Origin of the sequence: Colwellia sp. TT2012, from assembly GCF_001440345.1 — a bacterium.
In the GTDB taxonomy this organism is placed as follows: Bacteria; Pseudomonadota; Gammaproteobacteria; order Enterobacterales; family Alteromonadaceae; genus Colwellia.
The window spans coordinates 39,282-63,863 of the sequence record NZ_LJYX01000003.1 but is presented as its reverse complement, the minus strand read 5'-3'; the positions used below and the strand labels follow the sequence as shown (position 1 = coordinate 63,863).

Annotated in this window: 21 protein-coding genes; 4 read left to right on the top strand and 17 right to left on the bottom strand. The window is 39.7% G+C overall.

Annotation, left to right across the window (positions count from 1 at the left end):
• Positions 1-25 precede the first annotated feature (25 nt).
• From argH to argC, 5 genes are all read right to left on the bottom strand, one after another.
• A complete protein-coding gene (argH, locus tag ASU03_RS01620; protein WP_057830167.1) occupies positions 26-1,960 on the bottom strand; it encodes an argininosuccinate lyase in 1,935 nt (644 codons plus the stop codon).
• A gap of 2 nt (positions 1,961-1,962) precedes the next feature.
• The gene (locus tag ASU03_RS01615; RefSeq protein WP_057830166.1) at positions 1,963-3,225 is read right to left on the bottom strand and encodes an argininosuccinate synthase; all 1,263 of its coding nucleotides are present in this window, start codon (positions 3,223-3,225) and stop codon (positions 1,963-1,965) included.
• A gap of 71 nt (positions 3,226-3,296) precedes the next feature.
• Positions 3,297-4,238, bottom strand: a complete 942-nt coding sequence (locus tag ASU03_RS01610) for an ornithine carbamoyltransferase (RefSeq protein WP_057830165.1) — start codon at positions 4,236-4,238, stop codon at positions 3,297-3,299.
• Between the two features lie 82 nt (positions 4,239-4,320).
• Positions 4,321-5,103 carry an acetylglutamate kinase gene (gene argB / locus ASU03_RS01605; RefSeq protein ID WP_057830164.1) on the bottom strand — a complete coding sequence of 261 codons (783 nt, stop codon included), beginning with the start codon at positions 5,101-5,103 and terminating at the stop codon, positions 4,321-4,323.
• A gap of 35 nt (positions 5,104-5,138) precedes the next feature.
• Positions 5,139-6,191, bottom strand: coding sequence for an N-acetyl-gamma-glutamyl-phosphate reductase (gene argC, locus ASU03_RS01600; protein WP_082627096.1), 1,053 nt, complete (start codon positions 6,189-6,191; stop codon positions 5,139-5,141).
• A 122-nt stretch (positions 6,192-6,313) separates the two neighbouring features.
• Here argC and argE point away from each other — a divergent pair, with 122 nt between their 5' ends.
• Positions 6,314-7,462, top strand: a complete 1,149-nt coding sequence (gene argE, locus ASU03_RS01595) for an acetylornithine deacetylase (protein WP_057830163.1) — start codon at positions 6,314-6,316, stop codon at positions 7,460-7,462.
• A 245-nt stretch (positions 7,463-7,707) separates the two neighbouring features.
• Here argE and ASU03_RS01590 read toward each other — a convergent pair whose 3' ends face one another.
• From ASU03_RS01590 to metB, 3 genes are all read right to left on the bottom strand, one after another.
• A complete protein-coding gene (locus ASU03_RS01590; protein ID WP_057830162.1) occupies positions 7,708-9,087 on the bottom strand; it encodes a hypothetical protein in 1,380 nt (459 codons plus the stop codon).
• Between the two features lie 423 nt (positions 9,088-9,510).
• Complete coding sequence (metL, locus tag ASU03_RS01585; RefSeq protein WP_057830161.1) at positions 9,511-12,057, bottom strand: bifunctional aspartate kinase/homoserine dehydrogenase II; 2,547 nt, start codon at positions 12,055-12,057, stop codon at positions 9,511-9,513.
• A 558-nt stretch (positions 12,058-12,615) separates the two neighbouring features.
• Positions 12,616-13,782: a cystathionine gamma-synthase gene (gene metB, locus ASU03_RS01580; protein WP_057830160.1), complete on the bottom strand. Its 1,167-nt coding sequence runs from the start codon at positions 13,780-13,782 to the stop codon at positions 12,616-12,618.
• 511 nt (positions 13,783-14,293) lie between these two features.
• Between metB and metJ the strand changes: the two genes are divergently transcribed.
• Positions 14,294-14,623, top strand: coding sequence for a met regulon transcriptional regulator MetJ (metJ, locus tag ASU03_RS01575; RefSeq protein WP_057830159.1), 330 nt, complete (start codon positions 14,294-14,296; stop codon positions 14,621-14,623).
• Between the two features lie 352 nt (positions 14,624-14,975).
• On the opposite strand, the gene ASU03_RS01570 is transcribed toward metJ, so the two are convergent.
• The 8 genes from ASU03_RS01570 to ASU03_RS01530 form a co-directional block, all read right to left on the bottom strand.
• Positions 14,976-15,881 (bottom strand): hypothetical protein, encoded by a 906-nt coding sequence (locus ASU03_RS01570; protein ID WP_057830158.1) that lies wholly within the window; start codon positions 15,879-15,881, stop codon positions 14,976-14,978.
• Entirely contained in the window at positions 15,881-16,738 is an 858-nt protein-coding gene (locus tag ASU03_RS01565) for an ABC transporter ATP-binding protein (protein ID WP_057830157.1), read from the bottom strand. The genes ASU03_RS01570 and ASU03_RS01565 overlap by 1 nt, the downstream gene beginning before the upstream one ends.
• Entirely contained in the window at positions 16,735-17,112 is a 378-nt protein-coding gene (locus ASU03_RS01560; protein WP_057830156.1) for a GntR family transcriptional regulator, read from the bottom strand. Before ASU03_RS01560 ends, ASU03_RS01565 begins: the two co-directional genes overlap by 4 nt.
• A 509-nt stretch (positions 17,113-17,621) precedes the next feature.
• Positions 17,622-18,689, bottom strand: coding sequence for a uroporphyrinogen decarboxylase (hemE, locus tag ASU03_RS01555; protein WP_057830155.1), 1,068 nt, complete (start codon positions 18,687-18,689; stop codon positions 17,622-17,624).
• 1,221 nt (positions 18,690-19,910) lie between these two features.
• Positions 19,911-20,207, bottom strand: coding sequence for a nickel-type superoxide dismutase maturation protease (gene sodX / locus ASU03_RS01545; RefSeq protein WP_057179475.1), 297 nt, complete (start codon positions 20,205-20,207; stop codon positions 19,911-19,913).
• A 43-nt stretch (positions 20,208-20,250) separates the two neighbouring features.
• Positions 20,251-20,754, bottom strand: a complete 504-nt coding sequence (gene sodN, locus ASU03_RS01540) for a superoxide dismutase, Ni (RefSeq protein WP_057830153.1) — start codon at positions 20,752-20,754, stop codon at positions 20,251-20,253.
• Positions 20,755-20,780: 26 nt separating this feature from the next.
• Positions 20,781-20,963, bottom strand: a complete 183-nt coding sequence (locus ASU03_RS01535; protein ID WP_057830152.1) for a hypothetical protein — start codon at positions 20,961-20,963, stop codon at positions 20,781-20,783.
• A gap of 25 nt (positions 20,964-20,988) precedes the next feature.
• Positions 20,989-21,417, bottom strand: a complete 429-nt coding sequence (locus ASU03_RS01530) for a DUF2753 family protein (protein WP_057830151.1) — start codon at positions 21,415-21,417, stop codon at positions 20,989-20,991.
• A 290-nt stretch (positions 21,418-21,707) separates the two neighbouring features.
• On the opposite strand from ASU03_RS01530, the gene ASU03_RS01525 reads away from it, so the two are divergent.
• On the top strand, positions 21,708-22,184 hold the full coding sequence (locus tag ASU03_RS01525) for an acyl-CoA thioesterase (RefSeq protein WP_057830150.1): 477 nt from the start codon (positions 21,708-21,710) through the stop codon (positions 22,182-22,184).
• 14 nt (positions 22,185-22,198) lie between these two features.
• Positions 22,199-23,086, top strand: a complete 888-nt coding sequence (locus tag ASU03_RS01520; protein ID WP_057830149.1) for a S1/P1 nuclease — start codon at positions 22,199-22,201, stop codon at positions 23,084-23,086.
• An 82-nt stretch (positions 23,087-23,168) separates the two neighbouring features.
• Here ASU03_RS01520 and ASU03_RS01515 read toward each other — a convergent pair whose 3' ends face one another.
• Positions 23,169-24,425 carry a glycosyltransferase gene (locus ASU03_RS01515; protein WP_057830148.1) on the bottom strand — a complete coding sequence of 419 codons (1,257 nt, stop codon included), beginning with the start codon at positions 24,423-24,425 and terminating at the stop codon, positions 23,169-23,171.
• Between the last annotated feature and the right edge of the window lie 157 nt (positions 24,426-24,582).

Sequence of the window (24,582 nt, the reverse complement as noted above, 5' to 3'; positions counted from 1 at the left end):
CATTATACTCATTGAAATCTTCCGTTTAAGGCTGGTTGAGTATATATGCCATCGCCACTTCATCCGCAGGATCTTTATGTGGACTAGGTTCACTGTCTTCAATAATATTTTCTGCGAGGGAGTTTTTATCAATTAAATTAAAACCAAGTTGTTCAAAATATTGCGGAATATAAGTTAACACAATAATTTTTGCTAATTCCATTTGATGGGCGAACTCTAGCAAGTACTGAACCAGCGCTTCACCTTGCCCTTTCTGCTGAGCACTTTCGTCCACCACAACTGAGCGAATCTCAGCAAGACCGGTTTGATAGATATAGAGAGAGGCGGTACCAACAACTTTACCCTCAAGTTCGGCGACAACAAAATTCTGAATATCGTGAATTATATTGTCACGACTACGTGGCAGAATCTCCCCTTTATCGGCCCAAAAATTTACCAGTTGATGAATACTATCAACATCAGACATTTTTGCTCGACGAACTGACATAGCTGCAGCACGTTGGGCATTTAAACGTTGCTTCACTTGCTTAAGCGCCACTTGAATTCTTTGCTTACCTGGTGCACCGACGACTTGCTCGTTCAAAATAGCTTCATTACCAGACTGTGTTGTCGCTAACGCTTTTTCAACTTGTGAACGGGAAGTACCGCCCAGTGCTTCACGCTTATTAAGGGTCGATTCAATGGTAAGGTGTTGATAGACATCTTGCTCAATTTTATCACTGAACGCTTGCAGTTGCGTGATGGTTAAATCTTCTAACGGCACAGCTTTATCGATAGCGGCGAGTACGACTTCACCAACAATATGGTGCGCTTCGCGGAACGGGATATCTTTGCCGACTAAATAATCAGCCAGTTCAGTGGCGTTGGCATAACCTTGTTGTGCCGCGGCAAGGGTACGTGAACGATTGACCTTTAAGCCATCCGCCACTAATACCGCCATTTCCATACATTCTTGCCAAGTATCTAACGCATCAAATAAACCTTCTTTGTCTTCCTGCATATCTTTGTTATAGGCCAGCGCTAAGGCTTTCATGGTGGTCAACATGCCTGTTAAAGCACCAAAAACACGCCCGGCTTTACCACGAATTAATTCACAAGCATCCGGATTTTTCTTCTGTGGCATTAACGACGAGCCAGAGCTAACTAAGTCGCTCATTTCAACAAAGCCCGCTTCACCTGAATTGTAGAAAATTAAATCTTCGGCAAAACGTGATAAATGCATCATAGAAATACTGGCTGAGGCCAATAATTCAATAACATGGTCTCTATCAGAAACAGCATCAAGGCTGTTTAGGGTTGCCGTTCTAAAACCTAAACGATTCGCCAATGCCTTTCTGTCAATGGGGTAGGCGGTACCTGCTAAGGCGCCAGAGCCAAGCGGCGAAACATCTAACCGATAAAGCGCATCTTTTAAACGACCGATATCACGATCAAACATTTCTACATAGGCTAAACACCAATGACCGAAAGTAATAGGCTGTGCTCTTTGTAAGTGGGTATAACCCGGTAGCACGGTATCTTTTTCACGCTCAGCCAAATTCATCATCGCTTGTTGTAAGTTCACTAAGGCAAATAATAAATCACCGCCAGTTTCTTTACACCAAAGTTTTAAATCGGTTGCGACTTGGTCGTTACGACTACGACCAGTATGGAGTTTTTTACCTAAATCACCGGTTTTTTCAATTAACTGAATTTCTACCCAGCTATGAATATCTTCGGCATCAGATAACAAAATTTGCTTAGGGTTTTCTTCAACAGAGGCTTTTAACTCTTCCAGTGCAGCCGTTAAACGGACTAATTCGTCATCGTTTAATACACCCACTTCATGAATCGCTTGCGCCCAAGCGATTGAGCCGACAATATCTTGTACCGCCATACGATAATCTATCGGCAGTGAGTCATTAAATTTCTTAAATTGTAAACTCGCCTTGCCTTTAAATCTTCCACCCCATAACGCCATAACTACTTCTCCAGATCTTTTAAGCTGCCATTTTGGCTTAGCGCGGTAATTCTGCTTGATAAACTGAACAAACGGATAAAACCTTCGGCATGTTTTTGATCGTAAACATCATCAGCACCAAAAGTTGCAAACGCTTCTGAGTACAAACTATTTGGTGAACGACGTTGAATCACTTGCGCCATACCCTTATATAACTTAACCACGACATCACCGGTTAATTTTTCAGCAAAAGATGCCGCAGAGGCAAGTTGCGCTTTAGCCAGTGGTGTAAACCAACGACCATCATAAATAACATGTGAAAATTCAAGACCAATTGATTCGCGATATTTAAGTGACTCTTTATCGAGAATAAGTGTTTCTAAGCCTTTATATGCCGCCATTAAAATGGTGCCACCGGGTGTTTCATAACAACCACGAGACTTCATACCCACTAAACGGTTTTCAACAATATCAATTCGACCAACACCGTGTGCCGCGCCTTTATCATTTAGATACATTAATGCATCATAAGCGCCAGCACCCTTTTCACTACCAGAGAAGTCTTTACCATCAATAGCAACTAGTTCACCTGCAATAAAACTTAATTGCACTTTTTCTGGCACATCAGGCGCATCCATTGGATCAACCGTCATGGTCCATACTTCTTTTGATGGCTCACACCATGGGTCTTCTAACTCACCGCCTTCATGAGAGATATGCCAAGCATTAGCATCACGACTATAGATTTTAGTTAATGACGCTGAACAGGGGATATCACGCTCAGCTAAGTAATCAAGTAGGTCTTCACGAGAAACCATATCCCACTCACGCCACGGCGCAATTACCGTTAATTCTGGCGCTAGGGCGGCAAAACAAGACTCAAAACGCACTTGGTCATTACCTTTACCGGTACAACCATGACAAAGGGCATCAGCACCAACTTTAAGCGCAATCTCTACGTGTGCTTTAGCAATAATAGGACGCGCCATTGACGTACCTAATAAATATTGGCCTTCGTACACTGAGCCAGTTTTTAAAATTGGGTAGATATATTCTTTTACGTATTCTTCTTTAAGATCAACTATATAACATGCTGATGCGCCTGAGGCTAGGGCTTTTTCTTTTACGCCCTCAAGCTCTTCATCACCTTGACCAACATCGGCACAAAAAGCGATAACTTCACAACCTTCATAGTTCTCTTTTAACCACGGAATGATAGCCGAGGTATCTAAGCCACCAGAATACGCTAATACTACTTTTTTAATTTTTTTCTTTGCTAAAGCCATTTTTATTCTCTCTTAAATTTTTAGATGTACTCGTTAGTATTATGACTAACTTAGTCTCAATTATTTCGTTATTAATGAGCAAGCAATGTTACTAACACGGCATTCTGTGCCCACATTCTATTTTCCGCTTGCTGGAATACTTTCGATAATTCACTATCGAATAACTCGGTAGTTATTTCTTCTTCCAAATGCGCTGGCTGACAATGCAATAGCATATTAGCTTGTGCTTTCGCCATCAAAGCGTGATTAACTTGATACGGGGCAAATTTAGCGAGAATTTCAGCTTTGTTATTAGCATCTTCATCACCCATAGATATCCAAGTATCGGTATAAATGACATCTTGTTTACCAATGGCGTCAATATCATTGGTAAGGCTAAATTTACTGCCTGACTCTTGGGCAAGTTGCTTGGTTTTTTCAATGATATCTGCTTGTGGCTCATGACCTTCAGGACAGAGCAAGGTAAAATCTACCGCTAAAATAGCCGCCATAAGCATTAATGAATTAGAAACATTATTACCATCACCAACATAGGCTAATTTTACCTGGCTTAAATCTGGGAAGTTTTCTGATAAAGTGACAAAATCAGCCAATGCCTGGCACGGGTGATAAACGTCACACAAAGCATTAATCACCGGAATACTGGCGTGCTCCGCTAAAACTTGAATAGACTTATGGCTAAAGACACGGGCAACAATGACATCAGCAAAGCAAGATAAATTTTTTGCGTAATCACTAACCCGCTCACGTTCACCCAACTTGCCATTTTGTTGACCTAAGTACAACGCATGACCTCCTAATTTATTGATACCCATGTCAAAGCTAACATGTGTTCTTAAAGAAGGTTTTTCAAAAATCATCGCCACTGATTTTCCCGCCAGCGCTTGGCTATAGTCCGCCGGGTGTTTTTTAATATTAATCGCTAAGTCGATTAAGGCTAATAATTGCGCTTTGCTGAACTGATCATCCGCTAAAAAATTGCTTAGTGGTGGTAATACGTTAGTGGTCGACATAAGGTTTTTCTCTCAATATTCCATTTTGACTAATTGATAGTAGGCTCATTAATGGCGCTCTTGGCTGAGGTCCTGTTAAGGATTAATTTGGCTGTATTTGTGTGCCAACACCAACACCATCAAGTAACTGGCTAATTTGCTCCGGCGATTGCCAGCTGGCAACCGCGATACTTCGTCGTAATTGTTGTGCGGCATACAAGGCAGCATTTACTTTTGCCGTCATACCACCAGCAATAACCCCTTGCTTAATTAGCTGTTGAGCTTGTTCAGCGTTAAGTGACGCTAAATACTGACCATCTGCGCCTTTAACACCATTCACGTCGGTGAGTAACAAAAGTTCGGCATTAAGCAGCTGACAAATAGCGACCGCCGCATCATCGGCATTAACATTCACTAAGTCACCATTATCTAGCGCACCAATGGAAGAAATTACCGGTAGGAAATTAGTTTTTAATAAGGTGTCTAATAACTTACTGTTATTACTTTGTGGCACACCCACTTGACCTAAATTTTGCCGGGATAACGTACAAGAGATCATATCGCCATCATTTAACGATAAACCCACCGCCGCTAAACCCATACTATTCGCGGTAGCGACAATAGCTTTATTAACCGTACCGGCCAGGACGCCACTTATTAAGGCTATTTGTTCTTTTGGCGTAACCCGCAAGCCCTGTATTTTCTCGGTAGTAAAGCCCGCTTGTGCTAACATTTCATCAACCACACAGCCACCACCATGAACCAAAACCACTTGTTTGTTTTTCAACTGCGCAATGGCACTGAATAAAGCACTGAGTGCGGATTCTTTTTCAAGAATGGCACCGCCAATTTTAATGACTAATGGTTTTAGTTCAGGGTTGTTCATTTTTATTCCTTGCTATACCTTAATACGTTCTTTTTCTAAGTATTGATTAACGAATACTCACTGACCAAGCCAAGTGAAATATTAAAACATTGTACGGCTTGCGAAGCTGCGCCTTTAAGTAAGTTATCAATGGCACAACTTACCACTACAACCTGCTTGTCTTCATCAAACTGCCAGTGCACATCAGCAAATGGTGTATAAGCGACGTTGCCAATTTCTGGCCAACTTGCCACTAACCTGACTAAAGGTGTATCACTATAAGCCTGTGCAAAAGCTTGTTTTATTTGAGCATTGGTAACGCCATCCTTAACTTGCAAGGTTACGGTTGCTAAAAGTCCTCTTTTATAAGGCGCTAAGTGAGGGATAAACACCACGTCTATTGCGGCTTCTTGTGAGATCTCAGGCTGATGCCTATGCTGTAATACGTTATAAGCTTTTAGGCTTACCTCGTTAAAATTAGTCGCTAGCGAGGCACTTCGTCCGGCACCACTAACACCACTTATACCATTAACGACCACCAATGAATTTTCTACCACTAAATTGTTTACAGTGAGAGGTTTTAAACAAAGCAAACTTGCCGTTGGGTAACAGCCCGGCACAGCCACTAAATTTGTCTTAGCAATATCATCTTGCTGCCATTCAGCTAAACCATATTTAGCCGTAGCTAAAGCATCGATATTGGCATGTTCAAAACCATAGTATTTGGGGTAATCATTGGCGTCTTTTAATCTAAAACCACCGGAAAGATCAAAAACTTTAACACCGGCATCAACAAAGGCTTGCGCCCATTTAGCACTGAATTCATGGGGAGTGGCAAAAAACACTACATCTAAATCAGCCGCATTGTTATCAAACCATGCTGGCGAGAATGCTTGCAATGGTAAATCACATACCCCTTGAAAACGACCATGTAATTCACTAAATAACTTTCCTTCTGAACTGCTATTTTCAGAAACAACTAGATGACAAATTTGTGCTCGCTTATGCTTGCCTAATAAACCAACAAGCTCTGCACCTGCATAGCCGCTGGCGCCAATAATCGCCACTTTTTGCATACTGTTATTCGAATCTGGTATAGCCGTTGTCATTTTTGAAGTAGCCTTATCAAAGCAGGTTATTTACACTGTATTACTAAAGTAACACCTCGTGGGTAGTTATGCAAACAAACAGCATAACTATTTAAGTAATCATTCCAATTTATAGGTTATTTATGACAAAGCTGCCTAATTTCAGCCAAAGTTTAAGCCAGTTAATCGCTTGTTCTTCTATCAGCTCCACCCAACCCAGTTGGGATCAGGGTAATAAAGAGGTCATCCAACTCTTAGCCACCTGGTTTGAGCAACTTGGTTTTACTATTGAAATTCAAGCAGTACCTGAGACCAGCAATAAATTCAACTTACTTGCTAAGTTAGGTAGTGGCGAAGGTGGTCTATTATTAGCCGGCCATAGTGACACTGTGCCCTTTGATGAAAACCAATGGCAATCAGACCCACACAAGGTAATTGTTAAAGATGATAAGTTTTTTGGTTTAGGCACTTGTGATATGAAAGGTTTCTTCGCCTTTATTTTACAAGTATGTAAAAACTTAAGCGCTGCTCAGCTGAAAAAGCCCTTATATATTCTGGCTACTGCTGATGAAGAAACCACTATGGCTGGCGCCCGATTTTTTGCCAAGAGCCAAGCGATAAAACCTGATGTTGCCATTATTGGCGAGCCCACCAATTTAGTACCCGTGGTTATGCATAAAGGTCACATGTCGCACCGGATTAGTGTTGAAGGCAAGTCTGGTCATTCAAGTCAGCCCAATTTGGGTGTTAATGCCATAGAAATTATGCATAAAGTCATTGGTCAGTTAATCGAATTAAAAGAAAATTTTCAACTAAATTACGAAAATAAGGCCTTTGATGTACCAGCACCAACCTTAAACTTAGGCGCTATTGCTGGCGGTGATAATGCCAATAGGATTTGTGGTCATTGTCATTTAGATATTGATTTACGCTCGTTGCCGGGCATGAGTGATGACGAATTGATTCACTGCTTAAGCGAGGCGCTCAAACCTTTGGCTGAACTCTATCCCGGTCGTATCTCTTTTGCCGAAATGCACCCGAGTTCACCCAGTTTTAAGCAAGAAAAACCCAGTACACTGATTGATATTGCCGAAGAGATTAGTGGTCATAGTTGTTGTGCGGTGAATTACGCCACCGAAGCCCCCTATATTCAGCAACTCGGCTGTCAAACTATAGTGCTTGGCCCTGGCTCTATTGAGCAAGCTCATCAGCCGAATGAATTTTTGGCTCATAGTGAAGTCGACAAAACTGAAAGATTACTAACCAGAATGATCCAGCACTACTGTTTATAGCCTTTAGCCATCATATCAGCGCAAAAGTGATACTTATAGATAAGAAAAAGGCAGTCATAACTTTACTATGACTGCCTTTTTTCAGTTTCTCCCCCCATAGGTGTTTCAAGAAAAAAGAATCTAGTGGTGTCACTTTGAAATTTCGATGCCATTCAAAGTGCGGCGATACGTTTACTTTTTACTTGCTTGGTCATTCCTTCACTTCCTTTTGAAAAAATAGGCCGTTACCATCTTATGATGGCATCCTATGAATCAACTTTATTCCACAAGTTTTGATTGGTTTTTAGCGAGAAAAATTCATTTGCATGCCAACAGCGAGGTAATAGGTCTAACTGCTTACGTTCCTGACAGTTTGAACTTAATAACTCTAGGATTTCATTCAACCTATCTTTACTCAAGGTTGCTAATTTCTTTGCCGTTTGAGTGAAATAAAGATTACTGTTATTTTTGATAATTGTATTTTGGCCATAACCGATAAAAGTAAGTTTACGTGTTGCCATTCGACAAATAGGTTGCTCTGCCTTTTCAGGGTAAAGGCTATTTACAATAGCATATTCATAGCAGCCGCCTTTTTCACCAAACTCCCCAAAGGGCATATAAACAATACCAAATCCTTGTGGGAACATGCCGGTAATTTTATATAAGGCATCAACGACATTTTGTGCACAGGCACCAATTTCAGCATTTTTATTTAGTACTTGAAAGACTTTCGGCAACAACTTGTAATTATAACTGGCCTTAGTCGATAAAATTATTGAGGTATAAATTTGTGGTACTTTTAAGATATTACCAATAGTGTTTTTAGGATTAACACTGGTTTTTAATAGCAACTTGATAAAGGACAATTTGTCCTGCTCATCGGTAATAAACTGCTCACGCTCTGCCTTGGTATTACCGACAAAAGTGGGTATGCCAATACCTTCACTCAGGTATTTAACTGTTGCACGGTAATTAATTTGCAGTAGTTCTTTTCGTTCTGCAATTTCAAGGATACGAAAAGGGTCTTGTTTGCCATCACTACCCAGAAGTATGGCTTGGGATTTAGGGTGGTAGTTACCCACATCTTGCAATAGTGCGGCCATAATCAGTGGGATTTTTACCTGCTCGGCAAAACGCTGGTGACCGGCATTGTTATGAGAGGCAAAATCCCTATATTGTGCCGGGCAAATGTCCCTGAGAAATGTAGTGATATAAGGTTCGACCATCTTGCCATCAAGAATTATATGGTCGAGTAAACGTAAACATAATACCGCTTTATAAATTGACTTGCTCTGTTCATGAAAAATGGCAATACGTTTACCTTCACTAGGGCTAATTAATTGAATGGTACCAAGAAACTGTGCTGATTTTCGGTTACTTTCAGCGTAATTGTCCCCTTCCGCTAACTCAAGAATAGTGAGGGCAAGAGACAGTAAACTAGAGTGGCGTTCTGTACGCTCCATTTGAGCTAGTTGTGATTCTTCCGGTGATGTTTTCTCATCGGAAGGTCGAAATTCTTCGTGGGTAAAGTAGTCGATAGCGCGATCTAACAAAGAATCTTTAACGCTACTGCGCCCGTAGACTTGTGCTAACAAATGATGAATTTGTCGGGTGTAATGTGTTTGGTGAAGGGATTCTTTAGCCATTGCATCGCTGAAGAGAATAAATAATAGCTATCATGCTAGTAATAATAGCCAAATGCAATAGTTACACAAGAGCAGTTACCTTGAACAGCAAGAAAATATTGGCTGGGTTCAATTTATTTATCAAAGTAAACGTGATTATTATTGCCGAGTATAGCTAAAGCATGAAACTAGGCATAAGTTAAATTGGCCCGATTTAGGCTATAAAAGTGGCCGTTATTCACCTTTGCACGGTCATGTTTTTACCCCATAGCTTACAGGTTAGATACTGGCGCGGCGAATCAGCCAGTATCTTTTTAACTGCACTAAGGCAATAGCTTGTTGCCATTGCCAACCTATTAGGCGGAAAAACACCTGAGACTGGTTACCATGGCCAATTTCACTCAGATTACTATTGAGTGATGCTACTGACGTGGCTAGAACTGATTAATTCATGCCTTTAATTTTGACTTGAGTGTGTTTGTGAGTAAGTTGCTGACAAATATTAACAAGATCAGAATGTAAACCGCCGGCAGTAACATCTCGCCCAGCTCCTGGTCCACGTATGATTAATGGATTATCTTTATACCAGTTGCTATTGATTTGAAAAATGTTGTCACAAGGGGTTAAGTTGGCAAAAGCATCACTTTGTGGCAATACCTCTAAACTAACTTTTGCACTAATACCTGTGGTTTCGTTATACTTAAAACGGGCAACATAACGGATACAAGCACCTTTATTATTTGCCTCCCTTAACGCTGTGGCAAAGTAGTCATCTAATTCATCAACTCTGGCTAAAAAGTCACTAGTTGATAATGATTGCAATGCTTCTGGTACTAAGTTTTGACAGTCTATATCTTCTAACGCCAACTCAAAACCCGCTTTACGCGCTAAGATTAATAATTTACGTTGTACGTCTCTGCCTGATAAATCTTCACGAGGATCAGGTTCGGTAATACCTTGTGCTAAGGCATTTAATAACAGCTCTGAGAATTTAGAACTGCCATCAAAAGTTTCAAATAACCAAGAAAGTGTCCCTGAAAAAATTCCGGATAACTCACTTATGCTATCGCCACTTTGACGTAAATCATCAATGGCATAGTTTATCGGTAAACCTGCACCTACTGTGGTGTTGCCTAGCCACAAGCTATTATTACTATCCGCGGTATTTACTAAATTATTATAATGCTCAGTGCTGCTTGACGCTGCCCATTTATTAGCGCCTATCACATGAATACCTAAAGCAAATATTTGCTCATACAATAAGCTAAAATCTTCACTTGGGGTGATATCAACAACAATTAAATCATCGTATGGATGATGGCTCAGCCAAGAAATAAGCTGTTCCGTGTCATAAGTTTGTGCGTCTTGAACAAATAATGACGTTGCTTGGTTTACATCAATACCATCATTGTTGATTAATGCTTTTTTCGAGGAAAGTAAGCCGACTAGGTGCAAATTTTCTAAGGCATATACTTTATTAAGTTGCGCGGGTAATAATTCTAAAAAACGTTGACCTATATTGCCCATTCCCGCAACAACTAGACCTATATGGCGAGCATCTTTGGTCATTTCATGGTGGACAGTATTCAATAATTCAATCGAACAAGCCTCTGGCAGAATAGCAATGACACTATGCTTATTATCACTGCCAACGATATTTAATGGTTTGGCTGTTTTTAAAGAACGTTTAAAACGAGCTTTAATATCGCCACGCTCTGCTACTTTATGACCCACGGTGGCAATAATAGCAACTGGCTTAAAGCTAACCTCAACATCATGACTAGCCAACCACTGACTTAATGCTTTTTGTTGTGTTTGGGTGATGACCATAAAGCCTTCTTTGTCATCCATACAAATAGGTGAAAATTCTGCATGCGCCTTGGCACCAGCCTCACCGATAAAACTCACTGATTGTGCCAGCAATAAATCATTAAGATAAGTTACCGATAATTCTTGTTTGGCTATTTGACCAAATTTACCAATTTCAGTGCCGATAACTTCTGGATCAAAACTACTGGCCACATGTAAATGGGTATGATGTTCACTGTGTGGATTAATCAAGGGCAATAATGTTTTGGCATGCAAAACAGGATTACCTAAACGGCCTAATTCCTTGGCAATACCATTAGGTAAGCGATGTAGTTTCCTGGCGTTAGGCACTACACGAGGATCGGCACTATAAATACCATCAACATCGGTCCATAAAGTTACATTACCGGCAGCGACTAAAGCAGCAATAATAGTAGCAGAGTAATCACTGCCATTTCGACCCAAGGTGCAGCTATTGCCACGCGCATCTTTACTGATATAACCCGTAATGACGGCTAACTTACCAAACTGACGTCTTTTTCTTAATTGCGCTGCGCTTATCGCGGTATCAACGACACAGTTTTGATCATTATCAATAACGAGAAAATCACGAGCATCTATGCTATTACTTGGACAAACTTGCTCATTAAGTAACGCTGATAGTAACCTTGCTGACCACACTTCACCGAAGGCTAAAATATCATTGTGATGCTGAACAATATCACCTGCTAGCCAGCTAGTTAATTGTGCTATATCTTTACTTAAAAGTAGTAATAATTGTTTAGTATTATTGGTATTTAATATCTCAGTAATTAATTGCGCTTGTTTTTCCGCTAAATCAGTGATGGCTTGCGTTAACTCATCACTTGTTTGCGAAGCTTGTGCAGTGATTGATTGTTCGACCAGAGCATAAATTGCAAATAAACTATCGGTATTTTTACCATTAGCTGATACCACGACAATATCGTTCAACTGACAATTCTTACGAATGATTTCAACAACACGTTTAATACATTTTCCCGTGGCTAAAGAACTGCCACCAAATTTGTGCACTTGAATAGCATGTTTAGCTAGTTTGTTTTCCGTAGTAAAGTCAGCGACCAATTCATGCTCAGCACTCTCTTGCCCTAGCACTGATTTATGTTCGTTAATTTTATTGAGCGTAATATTTTCTTGTGTCATCTCTCTGCCTGCTCAACTGCGAATTTATTTCACAATTGTTAATTTGTTTATTAATGTTGGCTTTGGACTAAATCAGTTAGTTTTTCCCACGAAAGATCAATATCTTTATCGCCAACAAGTTTCAATTACTGTCGGCTTGGTGCTAAATCAGTTAGTTTTTCCAACGAAAGTATTATCAATAGCTTCATACCCAACAAGTTTTAATTACTGTTGGTTTTGCGCTAAACCATGGCTAAGTCAGTTATTTTTCCAACGAAAACATCATCAATGTTTTCGTGCCCACAAGTTGTAATTGCTGTGGGCTTTGTGCTAGACCATGGTTAAGTCAGTTGTTTTACAACGAAAACATCATCAATACTTTCGTGCCCAACAAGTTGTAGTTATTGTTGGCTTTACGCTAAACCATGGCTAAGTCAGTTAGTTTTTCCAACGAAAACATCATTAATGTTTTCGTGCCCAACAAGTTGTAATTGCTGTGGACTTTGTGCTAAACCATGGTTAAGTTAGTTATTTTACAACGAAAATATCATCAATACTTTTGTAGCCAACAAGTTGTAGTTACTGTTGGCTTTGCGCTAAACCATGAGCTAAGTCAGCTATTATATCATCAATATCTTCAATACCAACAGATATGCGTACTAAAGATTGAGTAATCCCCGCAGCTAACTGGTCAATTATCGCCATACCCGCATGGGTCATGGTTGATGGGTGACTTATTAAACTCTCAACACCACCTAAAGATTGCGCTAAAGTGAACAATTCAAGATTATCGAATAACTTTTTCACCGCTTCGACGCCACCTTTCACTTCAAAACTTAACATAGCACCAAAGCCAGATTGTTGTTTTTTGGCGATATCATGACCTGGGTGATCAGCGAAACCGGGAAAATATACCGCATCAATGGCATCATGATTTTTTAGGAAGTCAGCCACTTGTAGAGCATTTTCTTGATGTTGCTTCATTCTTACTGGTAAAGTTTTTAAACCACGTAATGCTAAGAAGCTATCAAAGGCACTGCCAGTAATACCAATACAGTTTGCCCACCACGCTAGCTGTTCACCTAGCTCGGCAGTTTTGGTGACTAAGACACCACCAACAACATCACTATGACCATTAATGTATTTAGTGGTTGAGTGAAAAACAATATCAGCGCCCAAGGTTAAAGGCTGCTGCAATGCGGGGGATAAGAAAGTATTATCAACTGCTACTAAAGCACCTACCCCGTGGCATGCTTTAGTTACTACTTCAATATCCACTAAGCGTAATAGTGGGTTGCTTGGGCTTTCAAGTAATACTAATTTGGGTTTCTGGGCTAAGGCATCAGCCAGTGCTTGTTGATCATTTTGGTCAACAACGATGAGTTTGAACAAGCCGCGTTTAGCTAAGTGAGTAAATAATCTAAAACTGCCACCATAACAATCATGTGGAATAACAACAGTATCATCCGTTGATAACAGCTGACAAATTAAATGCACTGCTGCCATGCCGGTACTGGTAACTATACCAACACTGCCTTGCTCTAATTTCGCAATCGTTTCCGCAAAATTAGCTCGGGTTGGATTACCGGTGCGAGAATAATCAAATTGACGTTTATCATTAAAACCTTTTAATGAATACGTACTGGATAGATGGATAGGAGCAACCACAGCACCATGGTGCTGATCGGTATTGATACCGGCTCTTACTGCCGAAGTAGTAATATTACTTGTTTTAGCCATCGACATTATGTTTCTCCATTAATTAAGTAAGTATTCAAACACAGTTTTCTCTCGCCGGCTTTACCGATAATTTAGCCGATATATAGCACATTTACGTTTAGATGTTTGGACGTCTATAACTCTAAACATTTTAATTAATTGGGTCAAGTAATTTTGGACATCTAAACTTCTACTTGACTGGTTTTATTGAGCAGGTAAAATCTACCCTAATAGAATTTCGAATACACAATACCAACCGGACTAATTTATTGCTCACTTAGCGATAATTAAAAGGCTTAGAGGCAAGGCTTTGATTGAAGAGAATGGTTATTCCCTTTGTCAATAACAATAACACCGCATATGAGCCTTTTAAAATCGCCCCAAGGGAGCTCATTAGCAAACTGATAACAGCAAAAAATGAATGAAATATAGAATAACTATGTTTAACCCATTTTGTTTGTTTTAAGCGCGCTATTGTAGCTCTAAGTTGACCAATTAATTAATCCGATTGGTATTATAACAAGACCGAGGAATATCCATGGCTCAGTGGAATGAAGAGTACATAAATCCCTATGCCGAACACGGTAAAAAAAGCGAGCAAGTAAAGAAAATCACCGTTTCGATTCCTTTGCGCGTGCTTAAAGTATTGACGGATGAACGCACTAGGCGTCAAGTAAATAACCTTCGCCATGCCACTAATAGTGAATTGTTATGTGAAGCGTTTTTACATGCTTTTACTGGCCAGCCCTTACCTGACGATGAGGATTTAGCAAAGGATAATAATGAGATGTTGCCTGCCAGTGTCAGGCGTTTACTCGAAGCAAAAGGTATTACTGACTTTAGCGCATATGAAATCGAAGAGGAATAACTATTTATCTTCAAAATAGTAGCTAAAAAAAGGGCTCTGTTGTAGGACACTGTTGTCGCATTAATCAAATTAGCTACAGCCATTATGTAGAGACGTTTGCAAAGGATTTACGCTTAAATCCTTAATGTGCTGGCAGCCCTTTAGTTATAAGCCTTTGGGCAGGTAACAACAGAGCAAAAAAAAGGTACTTGTTAAGTACCTTTTTTATGGCCTGCTTTATTAGCCATAATCTGCGTAAGCTAGGCTGTTAACAAAATCTAATGATAAAAAAGCGATATTTACTGAGTAAATATCGATTTTTATTTGTTTATTATTCGTTTATTAATAAACAAGCTAGGATAATTCCGCTACTTTAACTTTCTTGCTTATTCACTCTAAACCAATAAGTTGCAAATAATAAGCCTGCGGATACCAATACCGTGCGGTAATCAATTTGTGCTATCAATAATTTTAGTGCTACCGAGCGAGACTGCTCTTGCGCTACCGACATATCAACAAGGTGGTCTGGCGTTATAGAGAAGTAATCCATCAAGAAATGCCCAAAGAAGGGTTGCGATAGATGTAAATAATTCACCACAATGGCTTCAATCACTAATAGCGTAACAATAGGTAATACTGCCCATAAAAATGGTGCTTTATTAGCATAAATTGAGGCCAGCATTAACCAGCTATATAACGGCAGTAACCAAATAGCCATAGGCACAAGTGTTAACCAAATATAGCCGACACCACTCAATATATTAGCGCTAGCCAACATGCCCCATAAAGAGATATCAAAACCTATTGATAATATGATGCAAGCCACAACGGCAAATACTAGCATAAGTACCATGAGTAAGGTCGCCGCAGCGAAAAAGATCACCGGAATAACAATAGCTCCTGTTAACAGTTTACTGGCAATGGTCATCTCATCAGAAACAGGTAACGAACGCCAAAACATTACCGATTGGTCGCGCCGTTCATCAAATAAGCAGGTAACAAAGTAATAAACTTGCACAATAAAACCAATGGCAATAAAAGGACTAAATAAGGCAATGGCCGAAACAAAGAAGAACTCACCTAAGCGATCGGATTGTTGAAATTTCGTTATATGCTCAAGCTCTACTAGTACCGCTTGCATATCAATGCCAGTTAAAATCAAACTAAGTAACGGAATAAAAATAAAGACGCCGGCTAAGGTGACTGGCACCCAAGTCAACATACCATTAAATTCCCATAACTCTTTTTTAATTGAGGCTTTCATTATTGAAACATTCATTAGCAAGTCTCCTTATTCATTACACCAACAAAAACATCAGCCAAACTAGGTACACTAACCTTGCCTAAGCCCTGTAAAGTAGCTTTATCTTGATTATCAAATAACATGGTAGTCAGCCCCATCATGCTATTTTTAAATAACGGTTTTAACTCATCCGCTTGTGGGACATGCTCGTTGCTTACCGATACCAGATTAAAACGCTGTCTTATCTCATCGGTGCTCTGAGCAAGTACAATCTTGCCTTTTTGTATAAAAGCAACGTCCGTTAAGATATGTTCAATTTCTTCAATTTGATGGGTAGTGATAACAATGCACTTATCTTCAGTATAAAAATCTTCCAGTAAGTGACTATAAAACTGACGGCGAGTCAAAATATCTAAACCCAAGGTTGGCTCGTCTAAAATAAGCACCTTGGCATCAATTGCTAAAATAAGTGCTAAGTGCAATTGCGCTACCATACCTTTAGATAATGCTTTCACCTTATCTTTTAACTCAATATTGGTTTTAGCCAAAAACGCTTGCGCCTTTTCAATAGAAAAATTTGGGTGGATCTCTTGCATATAACTTAAAGCTTGTGACACTTTCAACCATTTTGGTAAAATAGCCACATCAGCAATATAAGCGACATCCTTAAGCATGTTTACCCGGTCTTTTCTCGGGTGATGACCTAAGACACTGATATCACCTTCAAAATCTGTCAAGCCTAAAATAGCTTGTAAACAAGTAGTTTTTCCTGCGCCATTTGGGCCAACTAAGCCCACAATTTGTCCGGCATTAACGGATAAATTAATCCCTGACAATACTTTTTTATTACCATAGGATTTATTTAAATTTGAAATTGAAATGAGTGAGCTCATACCTTACCTTCCACTGGGTTATTCACATTAACTGACAGTAACTGCTCTGCTGACAATTTAAGTCGTGAAATTTGCATTAGTATTTCTGGCCATTGGTGCGATAAAAAGCTATCACGCTCTCTATTTAGCATCAACTCTTGTGCTCCAGGTATAACAAACAAGCCTTTACCACGTTGTTTCTCGACAACTTTTTCGTCCTGTAACATTTGATACGCCTTTGAAATAGTAATTGGATTCAGCTGATATTCAGCCGCCACTTTCCTTACTGAAGGTAAAGCTTCGCCTTCCTTGATATAACCATCTAAAATACGAGTGATTACTTGCTGATACAGTTGTAGGTATATTGGTTTATCTGGATCCCATTGAGGTGTCATGCCCTTTTCCTTGAATAATACCAAAAAGATATTAGTGTTATACATCACCAGCACACCACAACACAAGAACAGCTTGCAGTTATTTTATAAAAACGAGGGTGTCTGATGGTGTTAACAGCTAAAGGATACCTAATAACCTATTGTTATTTAAAAATAAATGCAGTTAGGCATTGTTTTCTTTAAAGAATGTAACAGTATATGTAAATTAGTTTAAATGGCAAAGCACTTAAGTTGGCAGCAGGTTAGGTTGAAAAAAACACACAGTTAATGAGGGTAATTAGGCCAAGCTAACGAGCTTAGCTAAACGTTGCCAATAAAAAAGCCGCGCTAACTTACCCTAGTTTAAGATAGGTTAAGTTAACAACGGCTTTATTGTCTTTAATATAAGCGCAGGTTATAGGTTTACTCTAACTACAGTTGCTTATATATTTACTTATACCCGTGACCATTCAAGAGGCATGTTTCAGAGTGCTTGAGCACTTTGAATGGTAACGGATATATACCAAGGATCACTTGTGATAAGGCTTACTTAAACGATGCACTGATTCGATGAAGTGACCCGCATGCTCAGGATCTACATCAGGATGAATACCGTGGCCTAGGTTAAATACATGACCTGTACCACCGTCACCAAAACCTGCTAGAATTTTTGAAACTTCTTGTTCAATACGTGGCAATGGCGCGTATAACATTGACGGGTCCATATTGCCTTGTAGAGCAACTTTATCACCAACACGTGCCTTAGCATTTTCAATATCAATGGTCCAATCTAAGCCAACTGCATCACAACCTGTCGCTGCGATAGATTCTAACCACATGCCGCCATTTTTAGTAAATAATGTTACTGGTACTTTACGACCTTCATTATGGCGAGTTAAACCAGCAACGATTTTCGCCATGTATTGCAATGAAAAGTAGTTGTAATCACGTGGCGATAATACGCCGCCCCACGTATCAAATACCATCACTGATTGTACACCAGCCGCAATTTGCGCATTTAAGTAACTAATGACTGAATCAGCTAACTTATCAAGCAATAAATGTAAGGTTTGTGGCTCAGAAAACATCATTTTTTTGATTTTAGTGAAAGCTTTCGAGCTGCCACCTTCAATCATGTAAGTGGCTAATGTCCAAGGACTACCTGAAAACCCAATAAGCGGTACTTCACCTTTCAATTCTTTGCGAATAGTACGCACGGCATTCATGACATAACCTAACTCATCTTCTGGATCAGGGACGGCAATTTTATCAATATCGGCTTTACACGTAATTGGACGCTCAAATTTAGGACCTTCACCTGTTTCAAAGTACAAACCTAAGCCCATGGCATCAGGAATAGTTAATATATCACTAAACAAAATAGCCGCATCTAAGGGAAAACGACGTAACGGTTGCAATGTTACTTCACATGCTAGCTCAGCATTTTTACATACCGACATAAAGTCACCGGCCCCTTTACGTACTTCACGATACTCAGGTAAATAACGACCCGCTTGACGCATCATCCATACCGGCGTGTAATCTACTGGTTGCTTTAATAGCGCACGTAAATAGGTATCATTTTTTAATTCTGTCACCAATAGTTCCTCTTATTTTTTTGCTTTGTCCTTGCGCTAGCTAATGACTTAACAATAACGTACTTGCAATGACTGGCTTAATTTTTTGCCACGCCGCTTTATTTTCCGCAGCCTAGCGAATGGATTTTATGGTGCCCAGTTTAGCACCGACCTGGCTTTTGATCTATGCGCTAAATCAACACGCCGAAAAAACAAAACGCCGCGGAGTCGCAAAAAAAGACCTCAGCAGGATAAAAGTTCAATTTATTTAACTTTTTTTTAAAAGCATTAATATCAGCTTGATTTTTACCAATGAACTTTGAATCAATAGCTTAGCAGCATTGACTCATTGGACCAGTTTAGTACGAAAAAAGTCGTCGAGCTTATACTCTATTAAAGTTGTTGCGGTAGTAAAAATGCTTTGCTATAAAATGCCTGCGCTACAGAAAAACAATAATAAAAACAAAAACAAAAACAATAAGAATAAAATAAATTCAGCCAAAATTAATAATAATAATAAAAATATTGGCTAGAAATTAATAATAAGAAGCTTGGTAAACAAGACCAATATGCGAGAATTTCAAGCCTTTCTCTTTGAGAAAGGCTTTTTTATTGGCGAAAAACCCTTTCGCTGCTTTATTAAAACTCCCGCGAAATAATTCCTTTAAATAATTCCAGTAAATCTTCAACTGAGTAGCTTACAGCAGCAGTTAAGGATGTCGGTATACCATTACCTACTGATGCTATGCACAAATATGTAGCTAAACAGTTAAATCTCTCGAAATAGACTGTCTCAGCAAGTTTTTGCTCACTACTTAAGGTTGCACAAGATAATTTAACTCAGGTAATATTTGCCTGAATCAGTAAAGCCGTGCCTGATGTACAAAGCTATTTAGACAAAGCCCCTAAAGTGGCTAAATCATCAATGAGTTCATTATTTTAAAGTGCGGGAGTAGCGAGTAAAAAAGCCGAAAGTGTAGATTACTTAACTGCTGTCTTTGACAAACCAGGTATCTCTAGTGATAAGGTCCCTAGTTTAATCAATAGCGTAGTAGTTATTTAGAAAAGAGTAGTTATAAAGATGCTGCGGCTTCATTAAAGCAGGGTGTAAACTTTCTGTAGGTGACATAGCTTATACCCGTTGCCATTCAAGCTGTTTGTTTCAGAGTGCTTGAGCCATTTCACTTCAAGGCGCTGTGATAAAATAATAGTTACTCTAGGAGAACTAATAAAGCCTATGGCTTATTTAGGCGGAAAAACCCACAATATCTTGCCTTGTATTTGCGATTTTCCCACGGGACCAAGCTTCTCAATCGGCAGGCTACTTTTATGATGGCCTTTAAGCCAAAACAGACCATTTCTATCCACTTTCGCTAATGACTTAACTATATGGCCATAGCGGGGGTGAATTACCTTCAGTAAACAGCCTTCTTTTAAGTTAAATATTCTCAACCAGGGCACGACAAAAACATAACTGTTCTCCGGTATACGCGGTGACATACTCACCCCGGTAACTTTGCAAAAATGAAAGCCAAACATAATGTGTTCCTAGTAATAAAGATGCTTCAGCACGGTAAAGTCGTTAAGCTTGTAACTTAGGATATACCAGCGTTTCGGCTGGTGGATAAGGGCAAACAGCAGTAAAGGTAGTCACTTTTTTAGTTGCCCAGAATATTTCAGCAAAACGATTTACTTGCTGCAATAATGTCAATGCAGCCTCTCTACTAATATGCTGTTTTACTTGTGAGCTGGCGAGCATTATGCCGTGCACTAAATCATGCAACTCAGGGTATTGCGTTAATTGTGGCGTTTTAATGTAATCACCCCATATTATGGTTATTTCTTCTTTAACTTTTAAACCATGCTGTTCTTTTTGATTTACCAATCGTAAAAACTGCGCCTGTTCATCCAAAGTTAGCGATGGCTTAGCTTTTAATTCATTGAGTAAATCAACCAATCGAATCATGGTCAATGCGGCAATTTGTGCACTGATAGGATCATAAATTTTGCAAGGTATATCGCAGTGAGCCATCACCACGGGAAAGTTTAATTTTTTATCTAACTTGGCAATAAGGTTATATAACATCATCATCTCCTGCTGGTATTTTCAGCTTAGCTTTTAGGGGCGGTAATTTCTTTAAACACCACAACCACTGCGGCAATAATAAAGGGGACTAACCAAAGTAAATGTATTAAACCTGCACCAGGGGCGCTGTGATCATGTCCTGGGTGGGCAAATAATGGCTTACTTAGTAGTAATGCCAACAAAGCAAAAAAAATAACTGTTCTTTTCATCATCATATCCTTAAAGGTAAGTGAACTAATGCATTACCGGTTGGCTAGCATTAACGGCCATGGCCATTTTATTAAGCGATGACAAACAGCCATCGCAAGCGGGGTATTTTTTACTAAAAGCCAACAGTGGCATTAGCGTTATTTTCAATGAACGCAACGCCACAAACTGTAAATCTTCGCTATTTTGTGTCTGCTGTGATAATTCAGCCATGCGTTGATGGGGGATTTGTAAATAACGAAAGGCCATTTTAGGCTGGTCCTGTTCTTCATACAAAACAGCTAAGTTATGAAAAGCACTGATCCATGCCATTAATAGCTCACAATCTTCAATATTTTCTTGCCACAGTTGCTCTAAGCATTCTATGGCTTGGTGATAATATTCTTCAGCGAGTAATAACTGTTGTTTATTAAAACTATCGTTCCCTTTTAACAGTAGTATTTGCCAGACTTCCATAACCCTTCCAAACAACCAATACAAATGATAATGGTTCGCATTCTAATTCTTTTGTTTGAACCTGTAAAGACAATATTTGTTATACTTTTAAATTGGCATAGTTAATTTAACCCGTATAAACTATTTTAATAAAGCTGACAAATATGCAGCTAAAGGTTATTAAATATAACGTTAGATTACTTCTGTAAAAAGCCTGATAGATAATCTTTGCTAATTGATGCTGAACACTATATTTGAGCTATCCCCTTTAGAACACCCTATTCAACTTATTAACGATAAAGAGCATACTTATGAATACACCCCAACGCGACATTACCCTACGATTTTTAGCCGAACCACAAGATGTCAATTTTGGTGGCAAAGTACATGGTGGCGCTGTGATGAAATGGATAGATTTAGCCGCTTATGCTTGTGCTGCGGGTTGGAGTGGTCGCTACTGTGTTACCGCCTACGCTGGTGGAATACGTTTTATTGCCCCTATTCATGTCGGCAGTTTAGTGGAAGTAGAAGCGAAAGTTATTTATACCGGTAATTCGTCTATGCATATCGCCATAGAAGTTAACGCTTGCGACCCTAAATCATTAAACCGTCGATTAACTACTCACTGTATTGTTATCATGGTCGCGGTTGATCAAAATGGCCAATCAGAAAGTGTGCCGAAGTGGCAACCAAAATCAGAAGCAGATAAGAAGCAGTATGCTTCAGCGGTAAAATTGATGGAAATGCGCAAACAAATTGGTGAAGAAATGCAAATCTTCATCGATTAGCCTATTAAACCATCATGTTAAAAAAACTGTTATGGTCGTTATTCTTAGGCGGTATGTTACTGTTCAGTCAACCGAGTTTTGCCCTGGCAAAGTTCGGTCATAAAATAGTATGCCAGCTTGCCTTTGAGCACTTACCTTGGGCGAAACAGCAGCGCATTAGCCAACTACTGCAGGCCGTGCCGCAAGAGCAGCAAACCATTATTAATCACTATAATCGCTTGGAAAAAAGCACGCCACTCACCTTTGCTAATGCCTGTACTTGGGCAGATGCCATTAAGAAACATAAAAAAAAACACCCGCGATTTAAAAAATTTAATCGCTGGCATTACCTAAACGTAGCACGTAATTTAGACGTAATTACTAAGGCCGTTTGTAAGAAAAACTGCTTACCGCAAGCCATAATCACCCATCAACAGCAGCTGAAATTTTCGCCAATATCCTGGCAGTCAGCGCAAGCCTTATTATTTTTAGGGCATTGGCTCGGCGATATTCATCAACCTTTACATGTCAGTTACGCCAGCGATTTAGGTGGTAACAAGGTTAACTTAGCTAAGAATAAAACTCCTTGCAAAAATTTACATGGCTATTGGGATGCTTGTTTGATTAAAAAAGCTAAGCGCTCAAGAAAACAGTGGCTGGCTCACTTAAACGCTCAGTGGCATAAGAATCATACGCCAGCGTACCAAGCTAAACAGGTATGGCAGTGGGCTAATGAGTCATACCAGTTGGTACGGACTCCCGCATTTCAATATTGCCAACTCAATAGCCAAAATATTTGTCTGCGCCCTAAAGGAAAAATAAAACTAAACGACAATTATGCTCAGCATTATTTACCGATAATGGCACAACAACTACTGAAGGCCGCGCAACGCCTTAATCGTATACTTGAGGTGTCTTTATAGCTCCCTGCTCTCAACAATTGATGCCGACTTTAGTTACAGTCCGCATGATAGCTTGATAAAAGCTAGTGACTCTTTTCCCTTATTAATCCTCAGCAGCTTCTGCCAAAACTTTCAACTGGGTTTTAACATCAATCCACTGCGCCATATATTGCGTACTTTTATGGTGATGATGGTTAAGCATGCTACCAATAAAGTTCATTTGCCGATGTGAACTAAGGTTAGCCTCTAGTTGCGTAAAACGATTGGCTAGCTCGGCTAATATGCTGTTTTGTTGATACATTAGCTGGGCATTTTTTTGCCCTAACTCACTGGCACTTTGCCAAGCAAGCTCATTTTGGTAAAGTCTTACCGCTGCATCAGCTATCGCTTGTGGCTCATTGGCTATTGCGCCCGCCCAAGGTAGATCGGTTTGCATGCTTTCTGCACCAATATCTGTGGTCACTGATGGCGTAGCACAATACATGGCCTCGGCTAACTTGCCTTTAATACCGGCACCAAAACGTAACGGTGCTAAACAGACTTTTGCGCTTTGCATGGCCAGTACCGCATCATCAACCCAGCCTTTGACTAAGAAAGCTGATTTTTCATCATGTAAGTCAGTCGCTTTTGCCGGTGGATAAGCGCCATAAACATTTAACTTTGCATTGGGTAACTGTTTACGTATTAGCGGCCATATCTGCTGTTTTAGCCATAATACTGCATCCCAGTTGGGCGCATGACGAAAGTTCCCTATCACCATAAAATCTTCGCGCTGGTCATAACTTGGATTTTTTTGTGTTAACTGTGCCTCACTTAACATAAACGGGCAATAGTGAATTAAGCTGGCATCAACTTTAAAGAGGCGTTGTAGTAATGCCACTTCCACACTTGATATCATTAAACTGATATCAGAGCGAAATATTGAAGCAACTTCACGTTTTGCTAGCTCACTAGTAAGTAAATCTTCATCGGTAATGTTACGTTTTTGTTTATAGGCTTGGTGGCGGCCGTTACGTAAACAAAACAAATCTTCGGTATCTAGGATTCGCAGCGCTTGTGGGCAAAACTCACTAACACGCCAGCCAAATTGCTCTTCCATCATAAAACGGTCAAACATTACCGTATCAGGCTGTAGGTTTTTAATGAAATCATCAAAGCTAGTGCAATTGAGACTGATGTTTTCAATGGCAATATTTAAGGCGTTTAAATCAACCATGTGGTCAGTTTGTTGCGCAGGGCTAGCAAAGGTAATGTCATAGCTTTGCCCATGGAAGAAGTGGATTAACTGCATCATACGGCGACCTGCCGCAGAAGAGTTAGGCTCGGGCCAAACATAGCCAATAATTAGGAGTTTTTTCATAGCGGTATTTTATCGTGAGCCGTTATGGAAAGCCAAGCGATAAAACTAAAATCTAATGTAACTCTAAACAAAAAAACCACCAGTAAATCATTACTGATGGTTTTATATTTTTACTAGTAAGTCGGTGAATAGCTAAGCAAGCTTAGGCAACACTAAC